Consider the following 22,821-nt stretch of genomic DNA (forward strand, 5'->3'; position numbering starts at 1 on the left):
ACCGCTAAAGTTTAGGCGCGAAACCGTTCGCGCCTAGTCGCTTTATCAGTTAGTTACTTCGTTTTTTACTTCGCTTAATGCAACTTTATGCTTCATTTCTTCTTCATACCATAGCGCCATAAAACACTCAGTGAGTTTATGCTCTATGTCCAGTGCCTGCTCGGTTGGGCAAAATAGCGTAAAGCGTGCTCTAAACTCCCCCAATTCGGTTGTTCCAAAGTGTATTTCTGGTGCAGGGCCCGATATTTTTGCATCTAGTTTTCGCTCAATAATCGAGTTATAACGAGTGGCGAGCTCTTCAAACTCCTCACAATACATTTTAGCTTTTACCGAGAGCGTGTCGTAAATTGGGTAAGGGTTAAAGCTCTCTTTTCGAACAATAGAAAAGCTATGTGTTGCAAAGCGTTTTACATAATTTAGATTTTTAATTGGGCTGGTGATGAGTTTATTATTAGGTATGTAAATCGTTTTTCTTGAAAACTGATAAGTGTGCATGTCTATTTCATGCATGGTTGTTTTTATCCAGTCTGTTTCTGCTACTTCACCGTAATATTCACCGACTTGCACCCAGTCGCCGACTCTAAATGGGCGTGTGGTGACTAAGTAAAAAAAGCCAATAACACATTGAATAAATTCTCGCGTAGCTAAAACAATGGCAACCGCAAAGGCCGCAATAGATAACGCAAAATTTTGAATTTCAGTCGACCACACAAACAACAGCGATAGCACCAACACAAAATTAATAAAATGCTTAATGTTATGTGCAATGTAGCGAATATCTTTGTCTTTTTTTTCTGCGCGGTTTCTCGCTAATTTATCAACAAGTACTTTTAATCCAAGTGCAAAACTAAGCATAACAATTGAAACAAGAAACGGGTGTAGCAATATATCAGTAATCATAATATCCAGTTGTAGGTATGTTGATAAACACACGCTAGTATATTGAGTTATTTAGCTAATAAGCAAATTTAACCTTAATAAAAAAGCCCCTTAGCACGTATGTGTAAGGGGCTTAACGTTGTTAAATTAGTAAATAACCTGAACTCTGGTTAAGCGATTTATTATCCAGAGTTTAGGTTAAATAGCTTAGCGCATAGTTACAAACTCTTCAGATCCTGTTGGGTGCAGTGCAACAACTGCATCAAAATCAGCTTTAGTTGCACCCATTTTCATCGCTACGGCAAAGCCCTGAATCATTTCATCAACTGCAAAGCCAAGGCCATGTAAGCCAACCACTTTTTCGTCTTCCCCTGCGCAAACTAGCATCATGTTACATGCTTGGCGGTGCTGAGTTACCGCTGTGTACATAGCGGCAAAGCTTGATTTATACACTTTTACGTTTTCTACGCCGTACTGAGAAATCGCTTCTTGCTCGGTTAAACCAATAGTGCCGATAGGCGGATGACTAAATACGACTGTTGGTACTAGGCTGTAATCCATTTTTAAATCATCAGGGAGTGCTTTATTAAATAAGCGTTCTGATAACGTACGGCCTGCTTTAACTGCAACAGGAGTAAGCTCAATACCGCCTTCAATAATATCACCCACTGCATAAACGTTTTTAGCAGTCGTATTTTGGTACTCATCTACTTTCACATAACCGCTTTCATTTACTTCTACACCGGCTGCCGCAAGGTTTATCTTGTCTGTTGTAGGTGTGCGGCCAATGGCCCAAATAACTTGGTCAACATTTTGGCTGTAACCGTTTTCAAAATGAATAGTTAAACTGCCGTCACTTTCTTTGACAACTTCTTTAGGAGAGCATTCAGTATGAAGAGTCGGACCTTCTTTAGCCATAATATCGACGAGCGTGTCGATAATATAAGGGTCAAATGTACGTAGAGGCTTACTTTTACGCACGAATAAATGTGTTTCTGTGCCTAAGCTATGTAATACACCTGCAATTTCTACGGCAATGTAACCAGCACCAATTACGGCTACGCGTTTAGGCTGTTCATTAAGTTCAAAAAAGCCATTAGAATCAATACCATGCTCAGCGCCCGGAATGTTTGGAATAGTAGGACGTCCGCCTACAGCCACTAAAATATGATCGGCGGTGTAGTGTTCACCATTTACTTCTACTGTTTTGCTGTCAATAAAGGTAGCAAAGCCTTTAATAACGGTAACGCCATTACTTGCTAAACCGTTGTCGTACCCTTTATGAATTCGGCCAATGTAGGCTTCACGACTTTCTACTAGCTTGCTCCAATTAAAGTCTTTTACCTCAACGTTAAAACCGTAATCGGGTGCATATAAGTTAATTGCTTCGGCTACTTGTGCGCCGTGCCACATAACCTTTTTAGGCACACAGCCTACGTTTACACAGGTACCACCCATGTGTTTTGCTTCAATAAGTGCCACTTTAGCACCGCGCATTGCAGCTCTGTTTGCAGAAGCAATACCACCGCTGCCACCGCCAATTGCAATGTAATCAAAGTGTTGTGTCATTTTAAGTCCTTAGGCGTTGAGTTTTATGCGCATAAGCATAACATTAAGTTTTAAAAATAAAGAGTGTTTAGATGACCTATGTTGAGTAAAAAAACATTCACATTTACAGCCTTATCGATATAAAGCGATACGTTAAGTCAGTACCAAACAGAATATCTGCAGTACGTAACCCGGCTCGCTTTAGATTGCATTAACTGTAGGCATTTCATTATTACCGGGCCTAAAAATAGTTATTAATGGCTTTTGAAAAGCTAGATTAATAAAAAGTATGTTGTTTTTTAACTTTTAGACCCAATCTAAAAATGAAATGCATTAACGCAAAGAGAGTATTTATGAGCAACCCACTAATTGGCCTTGAAGGCTTACCACCATTTTCTAAAATTAAGCCTGAATTTGTAGTACCGGCACTTAAAGACGGAATAGCAAATTGTCGAAAAGCCATCGATGACGTACTTGCGAAAAAGTCATACACGTGGGATGACTTAGTGTTACCACTTGAAGAGGCCGACGATAAACTATCGCGACTATTTTCGCCTGTTTCTCATTTAAATTCTGTTATGAATAACGACGAACTGCGTGAAGCATACGAGCAGTGTTTACCGCTTATTTCTGAGTACTCTACGTTTGTCGGTCAGCATCAAGGTTTATACGAAGCGTATAATGCTTTGCACAACAGTGACGAATTTAAAACACTCACCACAGCACAACAAAAATCAATTACTAACGCCTTGCGTGACTTTAAATTGTCGGGTATTGCATTAGCGAGCGAAGATCAAAAGCGTTACGGCGAAATTAGTGCGCGTTTATCTGAGCTTTCATCTAAGTTTGGTAACAATGTAATGGATGCGACTTTAGCGTGGCACAAGCACATTACTGATGAAGCCGATTTAGCCGGACTCCCCGAGTCTGCACTAGCGCTTGCTGCTGACACAGCCAAAAGTAAAGAGCTAGACGGTTGGGTATTTACGCTTGATTTTCCATCTTACTTGCCAATTATGACTTACGCTGATAACCGTGAACTTCGTAAAGAAACCTACACCGCATTTAGCACACGCGCATCTGATCAAGGCCCAAATGCGGGTGAGTTTGATAACTCAGACATAATGAAAGAAGCACTTGCACTTCGCCATGAGCTTGCGCAGTTATTAGGGTTTAAAAGCTACGCTGAAAAATCATTAGCAACAAAAATGGCTGAAACACCAGAGCAAGTGTTTTCGTTCTTAGAAGATTTAGCCGCTAAATCTAAGCCGCAAGCAGAGCAAGAAGTGGCAGAACTCAGAGCGTATGCAGCACAAAAACACGGAATTACAGAGTTAGAAGCGTGGGACTTTGGCTACTATGGCGAAAAACTAAAACAAGAAAAATACGCAATTTCTGATGAAGTACTACGCCCATATTTCCCTGCTAATAAAGTATTGAGTGGCTTATTTGAAACAGTTAACCGCTTATTTGGCATTAGCGTAAACGAAGTAACCGATTTTGACACATACCACAAAGATGTGCGCTTTTTTGAAATTGTTGATAGCAATAACACACTACGAGGACGTTTTTACTTAGATCTTTACGCACGCGATCGCAAACGCGGTGGCGCGTGGATGGACGATTGTATGGGTCGTAAGGTACGCGCTAATGGCGAGTTACAAACCCCTGTAGCTTACTTAGTATGTAACTTTAATAAAGCGGTAGGTGATAAACCAGCTTTGTTCACCCATAATGAGGTAACGACTTTATTCCATGAGTTTGGTCACGGTATTCACCATATGCTGACTCAAGTTGATGCTGCTCCCGTAGCAGGTATTAATGGCGTAGCATGGGATGCCGTAGAGCTACCAAGTCAATTTTTAGAGAACTGGTGTTACGAGGAAGAAGCGCTGAGCTTTATTTCGGGCCATTTTGAAACCGGTGAGCCATTACCAAAAGAATTACTTGATAAGTTATTGGCTGCTAAAAACTATAACTCAGGCATGCAAATGCTGCGTCAAATTGAGTTTTCGTTATTTGATTTTAAAATTCATAACGATTATGTCGCGGGCGAGCCGTGTCAAATTCAGTCGGTATTAAATGATGTGCGCAGTCGTACATCGGTTGTTCACGCTCCAGAGTTTAATCGTTTTCAGCACGGGTTTAGTCATATTTTTGCAGGTGGCTACAGTGCCGGTTATTACTCGTATAAATGGGCTGAAGTATTATCGGCCGATGCTTACGCTAAGTTTGAGGAGGAAGGAATTTTTAACCCACAAACAGGGCAAGCCTTCATGCAGCATATTCTAGAAAAAGGCGGCAGTGAAGAGCCTATGGAATTATTTAAAAACTTCCGAGGCCGCGAGCCACGCGTTGATGCGTTACTCCGCCACAGCGGCATCGCAGCTTAAAAATATGTCGTTTATTAAATTTAACAAAAGCGCCTTTTAGGCGCTTTTTTATTGTTTTTAGATAATAGGCTATAAACGTTAGTAATTTCAGCACGCCGTACTATGCTCTAAGCATGCTCAACTAAACGGATTTGTGTATGGAAAAGTTAGTACTTACCATTGATGACGATAAATTAACCCACCTCATTATTGAAGAGTCTCTAGCTGGGTTTTGTAAACTTCTTCATGCTAAAGAGGGCGAGGAGGGGCTAAGGTTAATAAACGAACATAAACCCGATATTATCCTTCTCGACATAGAAATGCCGGGTAAGTCGGGTTATCAAGTCTGCCAAGAAATAAAACAAAATGCCGATACAAAAGATATTCCGGTTATGTTTTTGTCATCAAAAGAAGCGCTTATCGACCGAGTGAAAGGCTACAGCGTTGGTGCGTCTGACTACATAATGAAACCGTTTAACGCAGAAGAGCTAATGGCACGTATTAAAATACTGTATGCGTATCGCCAGCAATGCGTCAAACTCGAAAGCGACATAAATAAAGCCAATAAAACGGCTGCAATGGCGATGACCGAGTCGGGAGATATGGGGCGAATTATGCGCTACGTTGGACAAAGTTATCATGCCAATAGCTTACAAACGTTGAGTGAGTTCTTCTTAGGGTTTTTTACTCCTCTTAATTTGGATGTAGTGGTTGTATTTTGGTATCAACATAAAAGTGAATTTTACAGCTTACAAGGTGGTGTATGCCCACTAGTGCAGGAGTTATTGGCGCAACATAAAGATGCACAGCGGTTTGTTGATATAGGCGAGAGCACTATCATTAATTACCCAAAACTATCGTTGCTGGTAAAAAATATGCCCGTCGATGAGAGCGAAAAATATGGGCGTTATAAAGATTTGTTTCCTCATATTTTAGAGGTTACCAATGAAAAGGTCGTTACTATGGAAAGAAACGAAAAAAATTACCAGCAAGCTGAACAAATTAGCACGGCACTGGAAGATATAATAAGCCAGTTTAATGCTCAAAATATCACGCAAAGTACTGTAGCAGAGCAGTTTTGTGCACAACTAGAGGCATTAAATACAGCTATTGAGCTTCAAAAGAATAATTTAAACCCCGCTGATTTTGATTCATGTATATCGCAGCTTGAGCATACTATGCAGTTACTGGTGTCTGCCAATAGCGATTTAGCGTTTATAAAATATCAGTTTGAGCAAGTAACACAAAGCCGCAGTGAGTTTTTACAGAGTTTACGCCATAAAGTTGAAGAGATTGAGCCGGCAAATGACCAAGACCCTGACATAGAGCTATTTTAGTGCGCTTAAGCTCGCTGGTTGATATACTCTGGCGGTATTTTATCGTCGGAGTGTATTGTGGTTATTCAGTGTGCCTTTAAAGAGTGTCGCCCGTATTTAAATGAATTAGAAACGCGTTTTGGTTTAGTAAATTGGCAACAAAATAGCCAAGGTTTTAGCCTGCACTATGACGATACAGGGCTGAGTTTATTTAAAACTGATGAACCTAAGTTAGGTGCCATTAATGTTGATTTTGTTACCGGGGCAGCTGCCCACAGGCGAAAATTTGGTGGCGGTAAAGGGCAAGCTATTGCCAAAGCAGTTGGTCTTAATAAAGGGGCAACGCCTATAGTACTGGATGCCACCGCAGGTTTGGGGCGTGATGGCTTTGTATTGGCGTCACTCGGTTGCAAGGTTATTTTACATGAGCGTCATCCGGTTGTTGCTGCACTGCTGGCCGACGGTTTAAACAGAGCTTACAGCGACACAGAAATTGGCTCTTGGATGAGAGACAATATGAGCCTAGTGTTTGGCTCAAGCCACACGTTACTTGCCCAATGTGAAAGCATGCCCGATGTGGTTTATCTAGATCCTATGTTCCCACACCGTGAAAAGTCAGCCTTAGTAAAAAAAGAAATGCGCGTATTTCAAGAGTTAGTAGGCGCAGATACCGACGCCGATGATTTACTTGAATTTGCCTACCCACTTGCTAGCAAGCGAGTGGTGGTTAAGCGCCCTGATTACGCCCCGTTTTTAAATGACAAAACCCCCAGTATGCAAATTAAAACTAAAAAGAACCGTTTTGATGTGTATGTAAAAGCAGCCATGGTTTAAAGGTCCCTATTACGTGTGTTGATCGGGTTTAAGGATCTAGGATCTTAGTGTGCTTTTATGTTAGAATTCGCGCAATTTTTTGGCATTAGTAAGAAGCACAGCAATGATCTTAGACGATATTCGCGTTGTTTTAGTTAACACATCACACTCAGGTAATATAGGTTCGGCGGCTCGCGCCATGAAAACAATGGGTTTATCAAAACTCTATTTAGTTGACCCTGCTTGTGAAATTGATAGCCATGCAAGTGCGTTATCTGCAGGTGCCAGCGATGTATTAGGCAATGCAGTGATTGTTGATAAGCTTGAAGACGCTATTGCTGATTGTGCATTAACCATTGGTACAAGCGCACGTTCGCGCACGCTTTCATGGCCTATGGTTGAGCCTCGCGAGTGTGGTGAAAAGCTGGTGGCAGAAGCTGAAAATGGTCCTGTGGCATTAGTGTTTGGCCGTGAAAACAGTGGTTTAACTAACGAAGAGCTACAGCTGTGTAATTACCATGTATGCATTCCAGCTAACCCAGAATATAGCTCGCTAAATCTTGCTATGGCTGTGCAAACTTTGTCTTACGAAACACGTATGGCATTTTTAAATAAGCAACCTAAGCAAGAAGCACAAGACGACACCGTTTACCCTAACTCAAAACAAACAGAGTTATTTTACGATCACCTAGAAGAAACACTTTATAACACAGGTTTTATTATCAAACAGCACCCAGGTATTGTGATGACAAAGCTTCGTCGTTTATTTAACCGTGCACGCCCAGAAGAGGCTGAAATGAATATTTTGCGCGGTATTCTTACCTCTATAAATAAATCGATTCCTAAGTAAGGTATAGCAATTAGTTATATAAACGGGTGTTTAAATAACTGGCTAATACTTGACTAAATTACTCAGGTAATTACAATGGAGACAATACTTGACCAAACAGGTCAGGTATTAAAAATTTGTTAACTACATTCACTTTGAGCGATATGTTTTTAAATCAAATTTTTATCAAGTGATAATACTTGACTAATTTACTCTGGTAATTAAAATTTGCACTCTTTGTGCAGGGGGCGTTATGAAATTAACATCAAAAGGCCGATATGCCGTTACAGCGATGCTTGATGTTGCGCTGCACACAGGTGTTGGTCCTGTCGCCCTTGCTGATATTTCACAAAGACAAGAAATTTCTTTGTCATACCTTGAACAATTATTTGCTCGGCTGCGTAAAAATGGCTTGGTAAGTTCGGTTCGAGGACCTGGTGGCGGCTATTTACTAGGGCGAGAAGCCGGTGTTATTTCTGTTGGTGACATTATTACCGCAGTTGATGAATCGGTTGATGCAACACGTTGCCAAGGCGCCAACACTGGCTGCCAAAGCGGTATGCGCTGTTTGACCCATAATTTGTGGTCAGATTTAAGCGCACGTATAGAAGAATTTTTGAACAGTATTACCCTTGCTGAATTGGTGGAAAAATCAGATGTGAAAGAAATTGCATCGCGCCAAGATAACAGTATCAATAACGCAATTAAGCAGTTGGAAAACATTCAAGTAAGCTGTCAACTTTAAGGTTGACCTGCAGCGGAGAGAGAAATGAAGTTACCGATTTATTTAGATTACGCAGCAACCACGCCTGTTGATGAGCGTGTTGCTAAAGAAATGATGCAATGCCTTACAATGGACGGTAAATTTGGTAACCCTGCATCACGTTCACACCGTTTTGGTTGGCAAGCTGAAGAAGCCGTTGACCAAGCACGTACAGATATTGCTGATTTAGTAAATGCAGACCCACGTGAAATTGTGTTCACTTCGGGTGCAACTGAATCAAATAACCTAGCTATTAAAGGTGCAGCACAGTTTTACAAAAAGAAAGGTAAGCACGTTATTACCGCTAAAACTGAGCACAAAGCAGTCATCGACACATGTCGTGAATTAGAACGTCAAGGTTTTGAAGTAACCTATATGGACGTTGAAGAAAATGGCTTGCTTGATCTGCAAAAGCTAGCAGACACAATGCGTGACGACACAGTACTTGTCAGCATCATGCACGTGAATAACGAGCTAGGTGTAATTCAAGACATTGCGACGATTGGCGAAATGTGTCGTGAACGTAAAATCATGTTCCACGTAGATGCTGCGCAAAGTGCAGGTAAAGTACTTATTGACGTACAACAACTTAAAGTTGATTTTATGTCGTTCTCTGCGCACAAAGCATACGGCCCTAAAGGTGTAGGTGCGCTTTACGTTCGTCGTAAACCACGTGCTCGTTTAGAAGCGCAAATGCACGGTGGCGGTCATGAGCGTGGTATGCGTTCAGGTACACTTGCAACTCATCAGTTAGTGGGTATGGGTACTGCATTTAGAATCGCAAAAGAAGATTTTGAAAAAGATTTTGCACACATCAGCGCATTACGTAAACGCCTAATCGACGGCATTATGGCTGATATGGACGAAGTATATTTTAACGGCACACAAGACCAATCAGTACCGGGTATTGTAAACATCAGCTTTAACTTTGTTGAAGGTGAATCGTTACTTATGGCAGTAAAAGACATTGCGGTATCGTCAGGTTCAGCCTGTACATCTGCAAGCTTAGAGCCTTCTTATGTTTTACGTGCACTTGGCCGTAACGACGAATTAGCACACAGCTCAATTCGTTTCAGTATTGGTCGTTTTACTACCGAAGAAGAGATTGATTACACCGTTGAATTAATGAAAAACTCTATCGGTCGCCTACGTGAAATGTCTCCACTTTGGGAGATGCATCAAGAAGGTATTGATTTAGATTCAGTTGAATGGGCTCACCACTAATACTTAGTGATGTAAGCACATACCCTAGCAGGTAATGAGGATAGAATTATGGCGTACAGTGATAAAGTAATCGACCACGTAGAAAACCCACGTAACGTAGGTGCTCTAGACAAAAACGATCCGTCAGTGGCAACGGGTATGGTAGGCGCACCAGCATGTGGTGACGTAATGAAATTGCAAATTAAAGTATCGGATACTGGCGTTATTGAAGATGCAAAATTCAAAACCTACGGTTGTGGCAGCGCAATTGCCTCTTCTTCGCTTGTAACAGAGTGGGTTAAGGGTAAAACACTTGATGAAGCAGCAACCATCAAAAACACTGATATCAGTGCTGAGCTAGAATTACCACCAGTGAAAATTCACTGTTCAATTTTAGCCGAAGATGCAATTCAAGCAGCAATTGCAGACTACAAAAGCAAACAAGCGAAGTAAGAAGAGAAACTCATGGCAGTGACATTGACAGATGCGGCAGCAAACCGCGTACAATCATTTTTAGCAAACCGCGGCAAAGGGTTAGGTCTGCGCGTTGGCATTAAAACGACGGGCTGTTCAGGTCTTGCTTATGTACTTGAGTTTGTTGACGAGTTAAACGAAGACGATGAAACCTTTGCGGCTAAAGGCGTTACTTTAATAGTTGACGCAAAAAGCTTAGTTTACATCGATGGCACAGAGCTCGACTACACTAAAGAAGGCTTAAATGAAGGGTTTAAATTTAATAACCCTAACCAAGCTGACGAGTGTGGTTGTGGCGAAAGCTTTACCGTTTAATTGCTACGTGTAATTGTATTTTGAAGCCCTGCAACTGTAGGGCTTTGTTATTTCTGAATATTACTGGTTGAAGCTATGCGTTACTTTGAATTATTTGCAGTGCCCGTTGATTATAATATTGATTTAGCAACGATTAATAAAAATTACCTAGAGTTGCAGCGTGCTGTACATCCCGACCGCCATGCCAATGCAAGCAGCCGTGATAAGTTAATGTCGGTGCAAAGTGCAGCTGAAATTAACGATGCCTTGCAAACACTTAAGCACCCAGTTAAACGTGCTGAGTATATGTTAAGCGAGCTGGGAGTTGATATTCGCGCCGAGCAACAAACACTGCAAGATCCATTATTTTTAATGCAACAAATGGAATTGCGCGAAGAGCTTGAAGAGCTTGCATCAGCGAGTGACCCGGATGCGGCCATTGCTAATTTTGAAAAACAAATAAAACAACTTAACGAGCAATACAGTGCACAACTTGCAGAACATTTAGCAAGCAGCAACGAGCAACAGTACCAACTAGCTGCCGATAATATTCGTAAACTGAAGTTTGTTTATAAATTACGTGACGAACTAGAACGCATTGAAGACAGTTTATTTGACGATTAATTACTTGCTGTAAAGCGAGCAAAACGAGTTTAAAGAGCATTATGGCATTATTGCAAATTGCTGAGCCGGGGCAAAGCGCGGCACCACACGAACACAAACTAGCCATAGGTATTGACCTTGGCACTACTAATTCATTAGTTGCTACCGTACAAAGCGGCGAAGCGCGCACTTTAACAGATGAGTTAGGTGCGGCAATGTTGCCGTCGGTTGTTCGTTATCAAGCCGGTGGTATTACTGTGGGTAGCGATGCGGCTCAAGCTGCAACACAAGACCCAGCGAATACACTTATTTCGGTAAAGCGTTTTTTAGGCAAAACACAGGCTGAAATAGAGCAAAGCTACGGCCAATTACCGTATCAATTTTGTGAAGATAATGGCTCGCTTGCCATTCAAACTGAGGCTGGAAAAGTCAGCCCAGTTAAAGCGTCAAGCCACATCTTAGCGGCGTTGAAAGCGCGTGCAGAGCAAAGTTTTGGCAACCAAGAGATTTTAGGCGCTGTTATTACCGTTCCTGCGTATTTTGATGATGCTCAGCGCCAAAGTACTAAAGATGCAGCAGAGCTTGCTGGCATTAACGTATTACGCTTGTTAAATGAGCCAACAGCGGCGGCTGTTGCCTATGGCTTAGATTCGGGTCAAGAAGGTATTATTGCTGTTTACGACTTAGGCGGTGGTACATTTGATATTTCTGTTCTTCGTTTACACCAAGGTGTGTTTGAAGTAATGGCAACTGGCGGCGACTCAAGCTTAGGTGGTGACGATTTTGATTCACTACTCGTTGACTACTTTAAGCAGCAAACCGGAGTATCAGCTTTATCACCTTCGGTTTTACGTTTATTTATTAACAAAGCCAAAGCCTGTAAAGAAGCGTTAAGCCAATACGCAAAAGTAAATGTAGGGCTTGAGTTTGACGGGCAAAACCACACGGTAGAAGTAACGCGCGAAACATTTGACGAAATGGCGATGCCACTGGTTAAAAAAACACTGCGTTCGTGTCGCCGAGCTGTTAAAGATGCTGGCATTGAAAACGAAGAAGTTTTACAAGTTATTATGGTCGGCGGTTCAACGCGTATGCCACTGGTACGCAGCCAAGTACATAGCTTTTTTGATAAAGAACCGCTAACCTCAATCGATCCTGACCGCGTTGTAGCATTGGGTGCAGCACTGCAAGCAGACGTGCTCATTGGCAATAAGCCAGACTCAGACATGTTATTACTTGATGTACTGCCACTGTCGCTTGGACTTGAAACCATGGGCGGTTTGGTTGAAAAAATTATTCCGCGTAACACCACTATTCCGGTAGCGCGTGCTCAAGAATTTACGACGTTTAAAGATGGCCAAACGGCGATGTCTTTGCATGTATTACAAGGTGAGCGTGAGCTGGTTGACGATTGTCGTTCACTTGCTAAGTTTAGCTTAAAAGGTATTCCACCAATGGCAGCAGGCGCTGCGCATATTCGGGTTACCTTTAAAGTAGATGCTGATGGTTTATTAAGTGTCTCAGCGATGGAAAAATCAACGGGTGTGCAAGCCGAAATTCAGGTTAAACCTTCGTTTGGTTTATCTGACGACCAAGTAGCTAACATGCTAAAAGAGTCGATGAGCAACGCAAAAGACGACATGCAAGCACGTATGCTTAAAGAGCAACAAGTTGAGGCTCTTCGTGTTATTGAAGCACTAAATGCTTCGTTAGATGCTGATGGCGCGTTACTTGATGACGCTCAGCTTACAAGTTTAAGAGCTGAAATTGCAGAGCTGGTAAAAGTGCGCGAAAATGCTCAACAACCTAGCGAAATTAAAGCGGCTATCGAAAAAGTAGATAACGCCAGTAGTGAGTTTGCATCGCGCAGAATGGATGCATCAATTAAAAAAGCCCTAACGGGTCAGTCAGTAGACAACATTTAAGAGAGATTAGAATGCCACAAATTGTTTTTCTTCCACATCCTGAATTGTGTCCTGACGGCGCTGCAATTGAAGCACCTGAGGGGCAAACTGTGCTCGACGCGGCGCTTAAAAATGGCATAAGCATTCCACACGCATGTGAAAAGTCGTGTGCGTGTACTACGTGTCATTTAGTTATTCGCGAAGGGTTTGATTCACTTGATGAAAGTGACGATCTAGAAGACGATATGCTAGACAAAGCGTGGGGCTTAGAGCCTGAGTCGCGCCTTGGTTGCCAAGCAATCATTAGAGATGAAGACTTAGTGGTTGAAATACCTAAGTACAATCTCAATATCGTTAATGAAGAGCACTAGTTTTTAATTAACGACTATTATATTAAAAGCCGCTGTTTAATACAGCGGCTTTTTTGTTTGTAAATTGTAGGCGTGACGAGTAAAGCTCGTAAGTTATTTTGTAGACGTAAAGAGTTAGCCTTGGCTCTATGCCACGCATTAAAAGCTAACCCCTAAAATATTTTTCGGAGGTGTACTTTGAGTAATCTAATTTTTTGTGACTCGTTCATTGATGGTGAATTTTATAAAACCAATGAACACTTTAGCGTTAACGATCCCGCTACCCAACAAAGTATTATTGAAGTAAGTGATATAGACGAGCAAGGCGTTAATAGCGCCATAACTGCCGCACAAGGCGCTTTTGTAAAATTAAAAAACACTAACGCCACTGAGCGTAGTGAAACACTAATGCGCTGGTATGAGCTTGTGATCAAGCACAAACAAGCATTAGCTGAATTAATGACCAAAGAGCAAGGTAAGCCGCTTAAAGAATCGCTGGGCGAAATAGATTACGGTGCAGGCTTTATAAAATGGTTTGCAGAAGAAGCTAAGCGAAGTTATGGCGATGTGATCCCACCTACCGACAATAACCACCGTTTAACCAGTTTTAAGCAGCCTGTAGGCGTTGTAGCAGGTATTACACCATGGAACTTCCCGGTTGCTATGGTGACGCGTAAAGTGGCGCCTGCTTATGCTGCAGGCTGTAGTTTTATATTAAAGCCTTCTGAGCATACGCCGCTATGCGCGATTGCATTAGCATACCTAGCCGACCAAGCTGGCTTTGTTAAAGGGGCATTTAACGTACTTGTATCGCAAGACGCTAAAACAGTGGGAAAAATGCTCACTGACTCACATATTGTCCGTAAGTTTACTTTTACCGGCTCTACAGGTGTTGGTAGCCAATTACTTAAGCAATGTGCCGACACGGTTAAGCGTACCTCAATGGAATTAGGCGGCAATGCGCCGTTTATCATTTTTGATAATGCGGATCTTGATGATGCGATTGATGGGCTTATGGCGGCTAAATTTAGAAACAGTGGCCAAGCATGTGTAGCCGCAAACCGCATTTTTATTCAGCGCAGTATTTTAGATGAAGTGCTGAGTAAAATTACGCCTAAAGTAGCCGCATTAAAAGTAGCCAATGGGTTTGAAGAGGACGTAGATATTGGCCCGCTAATTTATCCAAAAGCGAAAGAGAAAGTGCAGCAGCTTGTGCAAGATGCACTTGATAAAGGCGCAGACCTAATAGGGGATAACAGCAGCTTAGGCGGCAGCTTTCAAAACCCGCTCATTGTTACTAACGTAACGACTAAAATGGATATATACCACGAAGAAGTATTTGGCCCTGTATTAACGGTCATCCCTTTTGATGAAGAGGCTGAAGTGCTTGCACTTGCTAATGATGTGCCCTATGGGTTAGCCGCTTATTTTTATAGCCAAGATTTAAAACAAGTTTACCGCATTAGTGAAGGGCTTGAGTTTGGCATGATAGGCGTAAATGAAGGGGTTATATCAAACCCCGTTGCTCCGTTTGGTGGGGTAAAACAATCTGGCTTAGGGCGAGAGGGTGGACACCAAGGACTTAATGAATACCTAGAAGAAAAGTACGTGTGTATCAAAATTTAATAGCAATCCGCAATTTTACGCTTGAGGTTCTTAGGCTGTGTTTCGGTAACGTTTGTTTATTACAATAATATGGCGAAATCATGAACTTTTCTTTTTGCTATTGATACAGCAAGGACTAAGTGCTACCTTTGCCACATATTTTTTGTTAATAAAACAACACTAAAAACCAAATAAAAAGTAAAAGGATTTCTATAAGTAGAAATAACCCCGTGTGTAAATGCCACCGTAAGGTGGCATTTTTTTGTTCAGCGTTGTTAATTTTAGTGGGGCATTAACGGATTGGTTTATATCCAGGTAGGTTATTAAGGTCTACGTCATCAAGCTGTTCTGGATTTGCGTATTCACTAATATAATTTTTGTACACGCCGGATTCGATAAAAACAGCGAAAATATCAGGGTCTAAGTGGTTTTTTTCGACCATAGTACCGAGTATAAATAAACACTCACTTACCGGCTTTGCCTTTTTGTAAGGCCTATCTACCGCTGAAAGTGCTTCAAATATATCGGTAATTGCCATTAACCGAGCAGGCACCGACATTTGCTCTTTGGTTAGACCCCTTGGGTAACCTGTACCATCGAGTTTTTCATGATGCCCTAATGCATACTCTGATACTTTACTTAAGTGTTTAGGGAACGGCAGGGCATCTAAAATATTTTTCGTGACATCCATATGACGCTTCATGACATCATGCTCGCCAGCGGTGAGCGTTCCTCTTCGTATTGACAGGTTTTCAACTTCATCATCATTGAGCAGTGGTGTGCGTATATCGTTGATCACTAAGTGATAGTGTTGTGCAATGCGTTCTATTTGGGCAAGTTCTTTATCGCCTAAAAATTCCCCACCCACATTAATGCGTTGTAATAAAGCACGGTCCAGTGCAACCTGCTTAAGCTCGGTATCGAGCAGTCGTTCGAGTTGCTGCACCTCTACAGGCTTACCATTTTTCATTGCTGAGATTATTTGTTCTTGGTAGTTAATTTTTAAATCTCGGCTAATGATCTCAAATTTGGCGTCTATGAAGCTGATACGATCAAAAATGGTTTCTAATTTAGTTGCCTTTTCCATGATGTGATCGGGAGTAGCGATTTTTCCGCAGTCATGTAACCAGCCAGCTATATCTAATTGATGACGGTCTGAGTCGCTCATAGAAAATGACGCTAATGGGCCCTTGCTTATTGCATTTACCGCATCGGCCAACATTAACGTTAATGCGGGTACACGCTTACAATGTCCACCGGTATGGGGAGACTTTTCATCGATAGCCATTGCAATGGTTTCAGCAAAAGTAGAAAACAACTCTTCCATTTCTTTAATCAGTGATGAGTTAGTTAATGCAATAGCCCCTAATGAAGCAAACGAGCGTATTAGCGTGACGAGCTCTTCACTAAAGGGAATAATATTATTATTGCTATCTTTTACGTTTATGAGCTGTATCACACCTAAAATATCATCTTGGTGATCTTTTAAAGGAATAGTTAGCATTGATTGCGTACGATAACCCGTACGAGCATCCATTTCACGCGCAGCGCTCATATCAAATGGCAGTGCAGCGTAAACATCAGGAATATTAATTACTTTGCCTGAATTAACAGCATGTGCAACGATTGCTCGTTGGTTTGGTTTGCCATCGATACACAAGTCAATGTTGGGAAAGCTAACAAAACGATCTGAACCACCCCCCAAGTATAAGTTAAGTGATTTATTGATCACTGTTTCAAACTTAAGCTGATCATCTTCTGTAATCGAATATATACTGCCTGCATCTGAGTTAGCGATAGACATAACAACTTGTAAAATTTCGTCTAACAGCAGTTGTGGCTCTTTTTCGGTAGTAAGGCGAATACTAATATCGATAAAGTGCTGAAGGTTTGTTCTGTCTTTAATGTGCTGAGGCATATTTTTGCTACTTTTTTGTATGTACGAAGGCACCATTCCAATCCTTAGCGAGAGTTTGTATATCTGTACTTTGTATTCGTTCTATGTAAATGCGGTAAACGTCTGCGTTTAATACAGCGTTATTTTCTAATTGCTCAAATAAGCTAAGCGCATTTTCCCATTCTTTGTTATGGAAAAGCGTGATGGCTTTAAGCGAGTTATCTATTTCTTTAAGCTGTATTTTATTGAGCTTATTCGTATAATTTATGGGTTCATATAGTGCAATTGAGGTTGTTTTTCCAACCACCTGTACTTTATCTATGAGCCTAAAAGTAATTCCTGAGCAAGCTTGCATTGTTTCTTCAGTGACCAGAATAGCGACACCGTAAAATTTGGTCAAGCTTTCGACTCTAGCACCTAAGTTAACCGCATCACCCAAAACTGTATAGGCTTTACGATATATTGAGCCCATGTCTCCTACATTCATGTCGCCAGAGCTTAAGCCTACTCCAATACTAATTGCAGGAAGGTTTTGCTGTGCAAACACGGCGTTTATTTCTATTAGGCCTTCGGTCATTGCTAGAGCCGCTTCTACGCCGTGTTGGGCGTGGTCTTTATCTATTAACGGGGCATTCCAAAATGCCATGACCATATCGCCAACGTATTTGTCGATAGTGCCATTATTATCAAATATTATTTTAGTAATAGAGCTTAAGTATTGGTTTAAATACTCACTTAATTGATGAGCCGACATGCTCTCAGACAGTGACGTAAAACCTCTTATATCGGCAAATAAAACAGTCATATTTCTGCGTTCGCTGCTTTTAACCAGGTTACCGCCTTGCTCTATAAGCTGGTTGATACGTTCTGGTGGTACATATTGGTCAAACATCGTTTTTATTTTTTTGCTGTGCTTCATTTCAGCAATAGAACCAACAATAATGTAATAGCTAGCCAGAAGAGTGGTGAGTAATAAGGTCATGAATAAAGGAAGGCTCACCTTTTGTGCTGACCACAAATAAAAATTTATAGCGACGACAACACCAGCAACAATAATTGAGAGTGCCAAAATAAAACGTGCGGTTTTGCCAATACTAAAAAACGACAGCACAAGGCCAGTAATAATAATGATGATCAAACTGGCGCCAAGTGACCAACTCGGTTTTGAAGGAAGTAGTTGTGGGTTCATGAGTCCTTCAAATATATTGGCATGAACTTCAACTCCCGGGTATTGTAAGCCCACAGGTGTGGATCGTAAGTCAGCCAACCCCACAGCAGAGGTACCAATAAACGCGACACTTCCTTCAAGTTCTTTCAAGCCAACTCGTTGGGTTAGCACATCGGTTGCTGAGTAATATGGAAAGCTTCGAGCAGACCCTTTATAAGGAATAAGTACTTGTCCGTATTCATCGGTTTGGATCCATTTATTGTGAAACTTAATGCCTTCAAATAGGGTTATACCATTTGATGTCGTTGAGCGTGTTTCTATTGTGTTGGCTAATGTGTACAAACGAGCGGCCTCAAGGGCCAACGAAGGGTAAAGGGTATCACCTACACGATTAATCAATGCTGCTTTTCGTATAAAGCCATCTTCATCACTATGTGCATTAATAAAACCTTGGCCTGATGCGGCATTTTGTAACTGAGGGATATTAATAATAGCACCCGGGTAGTCATTAATTTGCGAGTTTGTGTGATCATCTTCTCGCCAAACCACGCTACTTTTAGATGGCGCTTTATGCTCACTTAATTTGTCGTTAATTAATAAAAACCCTAAGGTAATATCATTTTTTGCCAGCGCTTTAGCCAATTTTGTATCGGCATCTACTTGTTGTTTTATTTTCGAAAGGGGGGTCGAATACTTTGCCGAAAAGTCAGGAAGTTCAGTCATGATTTTAGTGACAGGGTTTACTTCAGGCTCCGAAAAAAATATATCGAAGGCGATAACAATAACACCAGCGTCAGTCAATTTAGTTACTAGCTCAGCTACTTTAGAGCGACTCCAAGGGAAGCGCCCCTGTTCTTGCATGCTTTTTTCATCAATATCGATGATCACTACAGATTCATTTACTTTTCTTGGTGTCTCTGCAAGGGTTAGTTGTAAACGTGAATCGTAAATAATCCCTTCAACTCGGTTTAAAAGTTTAGCTACAGCGCCTGTCGAAAAAAATTCGATAGATGCTATGAGTAATGTGATCAATACACCAATATAAAAATGCTTTGATGTTATTTTTTTTAATAGGCTAATAATCAAAGCTCCTAGCGCGTTTAAAATTCAAAAACGCGCCCCTCTTTACCACATTCAATATGCACATCCTTGCCGTAGCTTGTTTGTAAATAACGTTCTATTTCGATAAGTTGCTCATCAGTTCTTGATGGATCGTGACTGATTATCACCATGTTTTTGACTTTCGCTTTTATTGCAAGTTGAGCAACTTGGTCAATAGTGCTGTGGCCCCAGCCATGTTTTAATGGTAAGTCAGCATCAATAAGTTGAGCGTCATGTATAAGTAAATCTGCCCCTTCTATAAATGCTGCCCACTCGCTAATACTGGTTTTAGTTTGCTGAGGTGGGTTAAGCTCGTTGTCGGTCACATATGCCACCTTCGCGCCATCAGCAAATAAGCAATAAGCAGTTCCGCCACCAGGGTGATTTAGCGGTGCGGTGGAGATAGAAAAACCATTAAGGTTAAATTGCGTTTGCGCCGAAAGCTCAGTATTGAGCGTAATGTTTGACGGTAAATCTTGATGGCGAACAGGGAAATAAGAGCCACTCATTTGTTTTAAAATAGCGTGTTGGCTACCTTTATCCTCAACATCACCTGCAACAATTGTTATATCGCGATTTGCTTGATAAATAGGTTTAAAAAAAGGAAAGCCCTGAATATGATCCCAATGATTGTGAGTGAGCAAAATATAAATGGGGCTTTGCTGCTCGAGTAAATAATCTCCAAGTTTTGCTATTCCAGTGCCCGAGTCTAATATCAGTGAACTGCCATTATTTTTTGTCACATAAGTACACGATGTATTCCCACCATATAGATGGGTATCGCTACCGGGTGTAGGCATTGAGCCTCTTACCCCAAATAATTCGACTTTCATTTATGGCTCAACTCCATCCGGATAAAAATCAAACTTAGATACACTGATATTATTTGAGCTACCATTATCGCAAGTGCTACTTAAGGCTATTTGCGTGTCAGTTTGTAGAATCAACGAGGTAAATACGAGTGAATTTGTACACAGGTTAGCTTGGTAATAACCAACTCCACCAGTACCAAATATGCTATCAAGCTCACCATTTGTAGTAATTCGTGCAATTACGCCCTGGTTGTTACTAGTACCGACTAATATAAGTTTATCAGTGCTATCTAGCTTGGCACCTTTAATTAAAGTATTGCCGGTTGCAGCTAAAATATATTGGCCAACGCCATTGTCAGCAAAGCTTGTATCTAACGCACCTGACGAAAGCAAGCGCACAACATTCGCTTTATCAGGTGTACTGACTAAATTTGCAACTAAATAGATTGCGCCAGATGAGTCGGTTAGTACACTGGCTACTTTATTGTTGGTGTTAGGCGTATCGGTACCTGAATATCTAAACAACTCATTGCCGGTTAAGTTAAGTTTGAGCGCAATTAATGCTGAATCAGCACCTGTTACTAATTCACCAGCAATAAAAATCTCATTGTTATCAATGTGAATTTTAGAAAAATCCTCACCCGTTAACCCTAATAAAACGCCTTCAGTGCCAAAGCTTGTAGCAAGTACCCCTTGCGCTGTGAGCATCATTGCAAATGACTGTGTGTTCCCAGATTGCGTTGCAGTACCCACTGCAACAATATTGTTACTATTGGTTATTGCTATATCTGATAATGTAAGCGCCTCGGTATTTTCAATGTTGGTTACATAGATGCCGTCGGTTGCAAATGTTGTGTCGAGGGAGCCATCTTGGTCCACTTTAGCTACAAAACCTTGCGAGCCATTTGTGGTTTTTTTAGTACCAGCAAGTAATAAGTTGCCATTGTTTAATTCAGCTAACGCAACGTGTTGCGAGTTTAACTCTATGGCAATTTCTTTGTGGCCCGTTATACTAAAGCTTGTATCTATTGCGCCTGTGCTGGTAAAACGGGTTAATACTAATTTTATTAGACCGTTTGTTTCGGCTGTTGAGGCAAGCATATATTTACCTGCTTGAGCGCCATTACTAAGTTGTATCAATTTCATTGATTTATCGTTTGACGCTTCGGTTATTTCATCAACTGTTAAATAACCTGTGCTATTGAAATTAGTAAACAATGCGGCTTGATCGGTTATTGCTCCAATAAATGGTTTAGCGTTGGTGTCGTCATCAATGCCGGCTACCCATAAAGTATCGTTAGAGTCGATAGACGTTGTGTTTACAATTTGTTTAGCATCTATGCCTGAAAGAATGCTAACTCCAGACTCACCGTACGTATCATCAAGTAAACCGTTTGAACTAATTACGCGAGCTGTAAATACGTGTTCTGCATTAGGAACACCCGTTGTGCCCGAGAGCATTATTTCATTTTTAATTGGCTCGTATTGGATACCCGTTACTTGATCGCCTCCATTACCCGCGCCGCTGTTGCCATCAATGTCATAAATAGCAATTCCATCTGTGTCAAAACTGGTCACGAGCTCGCCATTTTTATCAATGGCTAATATAACAGCTTCTTTTTCGCCTGTTTGCCGTGTCATATAGCCACCTGCAAAAGCTGTAAAATTAGAATCAGCTAAACCCCCAATGGCAAATAACTCATCGTCTTTATTGTTACCTGGCTGGCCTAAGTCACTTGATAAGTTAATGATAAGCGGATCGCCCCCATTAAAATTACCATCGTTATCTCCATTTGCTTTTAAATAACGCAACAGTGAGTTTTTAGTGCCATCAGCATCGGTAACGCTACCCACAACTAAATAGTCTGAGTTTTCAAAGTTTTTAACTGCGTGGCCTTCATCATCACGATTAGCACCACTTACATCAACGATAGCGGGTGTAGAGTTTTCAAATGACAAGTCGTCGGTTTTATAATGTATCCATAGGCTATCGGTTTGAGTACCGTCAAAGTGCTTGCCTACAGCAAGTAATTTATTGCCGTCAATTTCAAGGTCATTGATAACCGTGGTACTGTTAAGCGTTGTACATTTTATACCCGTGCTACTTTCCCCATCGTCGTCTGAGCCTGTTCTTAATGTTCCTGCAAGATCCATTTTAAGTACGCATGCTTCATTATTAATGCCATCAAAACTAGAGTAGGCAATAAACAAATCGGTGCCGTCGGAAATAATGGCAGTGGCTTCTTCATCTTGCTCTAAATCAAGTATTTTAGTGCCTGTGGTATTAAATGCGGTATTTGCTTCGCCGTTATTAGTGTACGAAACAATAAGAATGTCTTTGTCTGCATTATTGGTAAATCCCACAAAATATAAGTTGTTGTTAAGCGCTATGCTGTCATTAAATTGGCCACTTGAAAATACACTGCCTAGATCGAGCTGCCCTGAAATAGGGCGACCAAATGATGTATCTTCAATAGGGATTAGTGGCTCGGCAACATCAATTATATTAACCGTTATATTAACCGCAGTCGTTTCATTAGGTGTGCCGTTATCTGTTACTTGAATATTTAATATGTATTGAGTTTTGGTTTCATAGTCAAAAGGGGTTTCGCCATTCACGCTTAAAATGCCAGATGATGCATTTATGTTAAATAAAGCAAAATCACCGCCGGCTAATACGTAAGTTAAATCTTGGTTTTCATTATCAGTTGCAACAATGGTTCCTATAATGTCGGAATCTGTCGCGTCCTCATTAATGCTAAAGCTTTGTTCAGCAACTACGGGTGCATCGTTGATTGGGTTGATAGTAATCGCTAATGTGCTGTTAGCCGTTCCGCCGTTATTATCACTTGCAGTGTAAATCACCGTTGCAACACCGTTTGCATTAGCA

Annotated in this window: 18 protein-coding genes; 12 read left to right on the forward strand and 6 right to left on the reverse strand. The window is 41.2% G+C overall.

What is annotated here, in order from left to right; all coding sequences use genetic code 11:
* Window positions 1-45: 45 nt before the first annotated feature.
* The gene (locus CWB65_RS17155) at window positions 46-900 is read right to left on the reverse strand and encodes a mechanosensitive ion channel family protein (protein ID WP_138741072.1); all 855 of its coding nucleotides are present in this window, start codon (window positions 898-900) and stop codon (window positions 46-48) included.
* A 186-nt stretch (window positions 901-1,086) separates the two neighbouring features.
* Window positions 1,087-2,448 carry a glutathione-disulfide reductase gene (gene gorA, locus CWB65_RS17160; protein WP_138741073.1) on the reverse strand — a complete coding sequence of 454 codons (1,362 nt, stop codon included), beginning with the start codon at window positions 2,446-2,448 and terminating at the stop codon, window positions 1,087-1,089.
* 332 nt (window positions 2,449-2,780) lie between these two features.
* Between gorA and prlC the strand changes: the two genes are divergently transcribed.
* The 12 genes from prlC to CWB65_RS17220 all read left to right on the forward strand — a co-directional run bounded on the left by prlC (window position 2,781) and on the right by CWB65_RS17220 (window position 14,974).
* Window positions 2,781-4,820, forward strand: a complete 2,040-nt coding sequence (gene prlC, locus CWB65_RS17165) for an oligopeptidase A (protein WP_138741074.1) — start codon at window positions 2,781-2,783, stop codon at window positions 4,818-4,820.
* Between the two features lie 137 nt (window positions 4,821-4,957).
* Complete coding sequence (locus tag CWB65_RS17170; RefSeq protein WP_138741075.1) at window positions 4,958-6,136, forward strand: response regulator; 1,179 nt, start codon at window positions 4,958-4,960, stop codon at window positions 6,134-6,136.
* Window positions 6,137-6,193: 57 nt separating this feature from the next.
* Entirely contained in the window at window positions 6,194-6,949 is a 756-nt protein-coding gene (locus CWB65_RS17175; RefSeq protein WP_138741083.1) for a class I SAM-dependent methyltransferase, read from the forward strand.
* Between the two features lie 103 nt (window positions 6,950-7,052).
* Complete coding sequence (gene trmJ, locus CWB65_RS17180; RefSeq protein ID WP_039036282.1) at window positions 7,053-7,778, forward strand: tRNA (cytosine(32)/uridine(32)-2'-O)-methyltransferase TrmJ; 726 nt, start codon at window positions 7,053-7,055, stop codon at window positions 7,776-7,778.
* Window positions 7,779-8,010: 232 nt separating this feature from the next.
* Window positions 8,011-8,502 carry a Fe-S cluster assembly transcriptional regulator IscR gene (iscR, locus tag CWB65_RS17185; RefSeq protein ID WP_006791973.1) on the forward strand — a complete coding sequence of 164 codons (492 nt, stop codon included), beginning with the start codon at window positions 8,011-8,013 and terminating at the stop codon, window positions 8,500-8,502.
* Window positions 8,503-8,526: 24 nt separating this feature from the next.
* On the forward strand, window positions 8,527-9,744 hold the full coding sequence (locus CWB65_RS17190; protein ID WP_006791974.1) for an IscS subfamily cysteine desulfurase: 1,218 nt from the start codon (window positions 8,527-8,529) through the stop codon (window positions 9,742-9,744).
* Between the two features lie 48 nt (window positions 9,745-9,792).
* Entirely contained in the window at window positions 9,793-10,176 is a 384-nt protein-coding gene (gene iscU, locus CWB65_RS17195; protein ID WP_006791975.1) for a Fe-S cluster assembly scaffold IscU, read from the forward strand.
* Between the two features lie 12 nt (window positions 10,177-10,188).
* Window positions 10,189-10,512 (forward strand): iron-sulfur cluster assembly protein IscA, encoded by a 324-nt coding sequence (iscA, locus tag CWB65_RS17200; RefSeq protein ID WP_006791976.1) that lies wholly within the window; start codon window positions 10,189-10,191, stop codon window positions 10,510-10,512.
* 75 nt (window positions 10,513-10,587) lie between these two features.
* Window positions 10,588-11,115 carry a co-chaperone HscB gene (gene hscB, locus CWB65_RS17205; RefSeq protein ID WP_138741076.1) on the forward strand — a complete coding sequence of 176 codons (528 nt, stop codon included), beginning with the start codon at window positions 10,588-10,590 and terminating at the stop codon, window positions 11,113-11,115.
* A gap of 41 nt (window positions 11,116-11,156) precedes the next feature.
* Window positions 11,157-13,019, forward strand: a complete 1,863-nt coding sequence (hscA, locus tag CWB65_RS17210; protein ID WP_039036283.1) for a Fe-S protein assembly chaperone HscA — start codon at window positions 11,157-11,159, stop codon at window positions 13,017-13,019.
* An 11-nt stretch (window positions 13,020-13,030) separates the two neighbouring features.
* On the forward strand, window positions 13,031-13,369 hold the full coding sequence (gene fdx, locus CWB65_RS17215; RefSeq protein ID WP_006791979.1) for an ISC system 2Fe-2S type ferredoxin: 339 nt from the start codon (window positions 13,031-13,033) through the stop codon (window positions 13,367-13,369).
* Between the two features lie 177 nt (window positions 13,370-13,546).
* Complete coding sequence (locus CWB65_RS17220; protein ID WP_138741077.1) at window positions 13,547-14,974, forward strand: NAD-dependent succinate-semialdehyde dehydrogenase; 1,428 nt, start codon at window positions 13,547-13,549, stop codon at window positions 14,972-14,974.
* Window positions 14,975-15,245: 271 nt separating this feature from the next.
* Here the strand turns inward: CWB65_RS17220 and CWB65_RS17225 are convergent, their stop codons facing one another.
* From CWB65_RS17225 to CWB65_RS17240, 4 genes are all read right to left on the reverse strand, one after another.
* Entirely contained in the window at window positions 15,246-16,907 is a 1,662-nt protein-coding gene (locus tag CWB65_RS17225; RefSeq protein ID WP_138741078.1) for an HD family phosphohydrolase, read from the reverse strand.
* Window positions 16,879-19,104, reverse strand: a complete 2,226-nt coding sequence (locus CWB65_RS17230) for a CHASE2 domain-containing protein (protein ID WP_138741079.1) — start codon at window positions 19,102-19,104, stop codon at window positions 16,879-16,881. Before CWB65_RS17230 ends, CWB65_RS17225 begins: the two co-directional genes overlap by 29 nt.
* Window positions 19,105-19,118: 14 nt before the next feature.
* Window positions 19,119-19,952, reverse strand: coding sequence for an MBL fold metallo-hydrolase (locus tag CWB65_RS17235; RefSeq protein ID WP_138741080.1), 834 nt, complete (start codon window positions 19,950-19,952; stop codon window positions 19,119-19,121).
* Window positions 19,953-22,821 (reverse strand): cadherin domain-containing protein (locus tag CWB65_RS17240; RefSeq protein WP_212750954.1); only part of this gene is annotated, 2,869 nt, incomplete at its 5' end.

It is taken from the genome of Pseudoalteromonas sp. S554, assembly GCF_005930865.1.
GTDB lineage: Bacteria > Pseudomonadota > Gammaproteobacteria > Enterobacterales > Alteromonadaceae > Pseudoalteromonas > Pseudoalteromonas marina.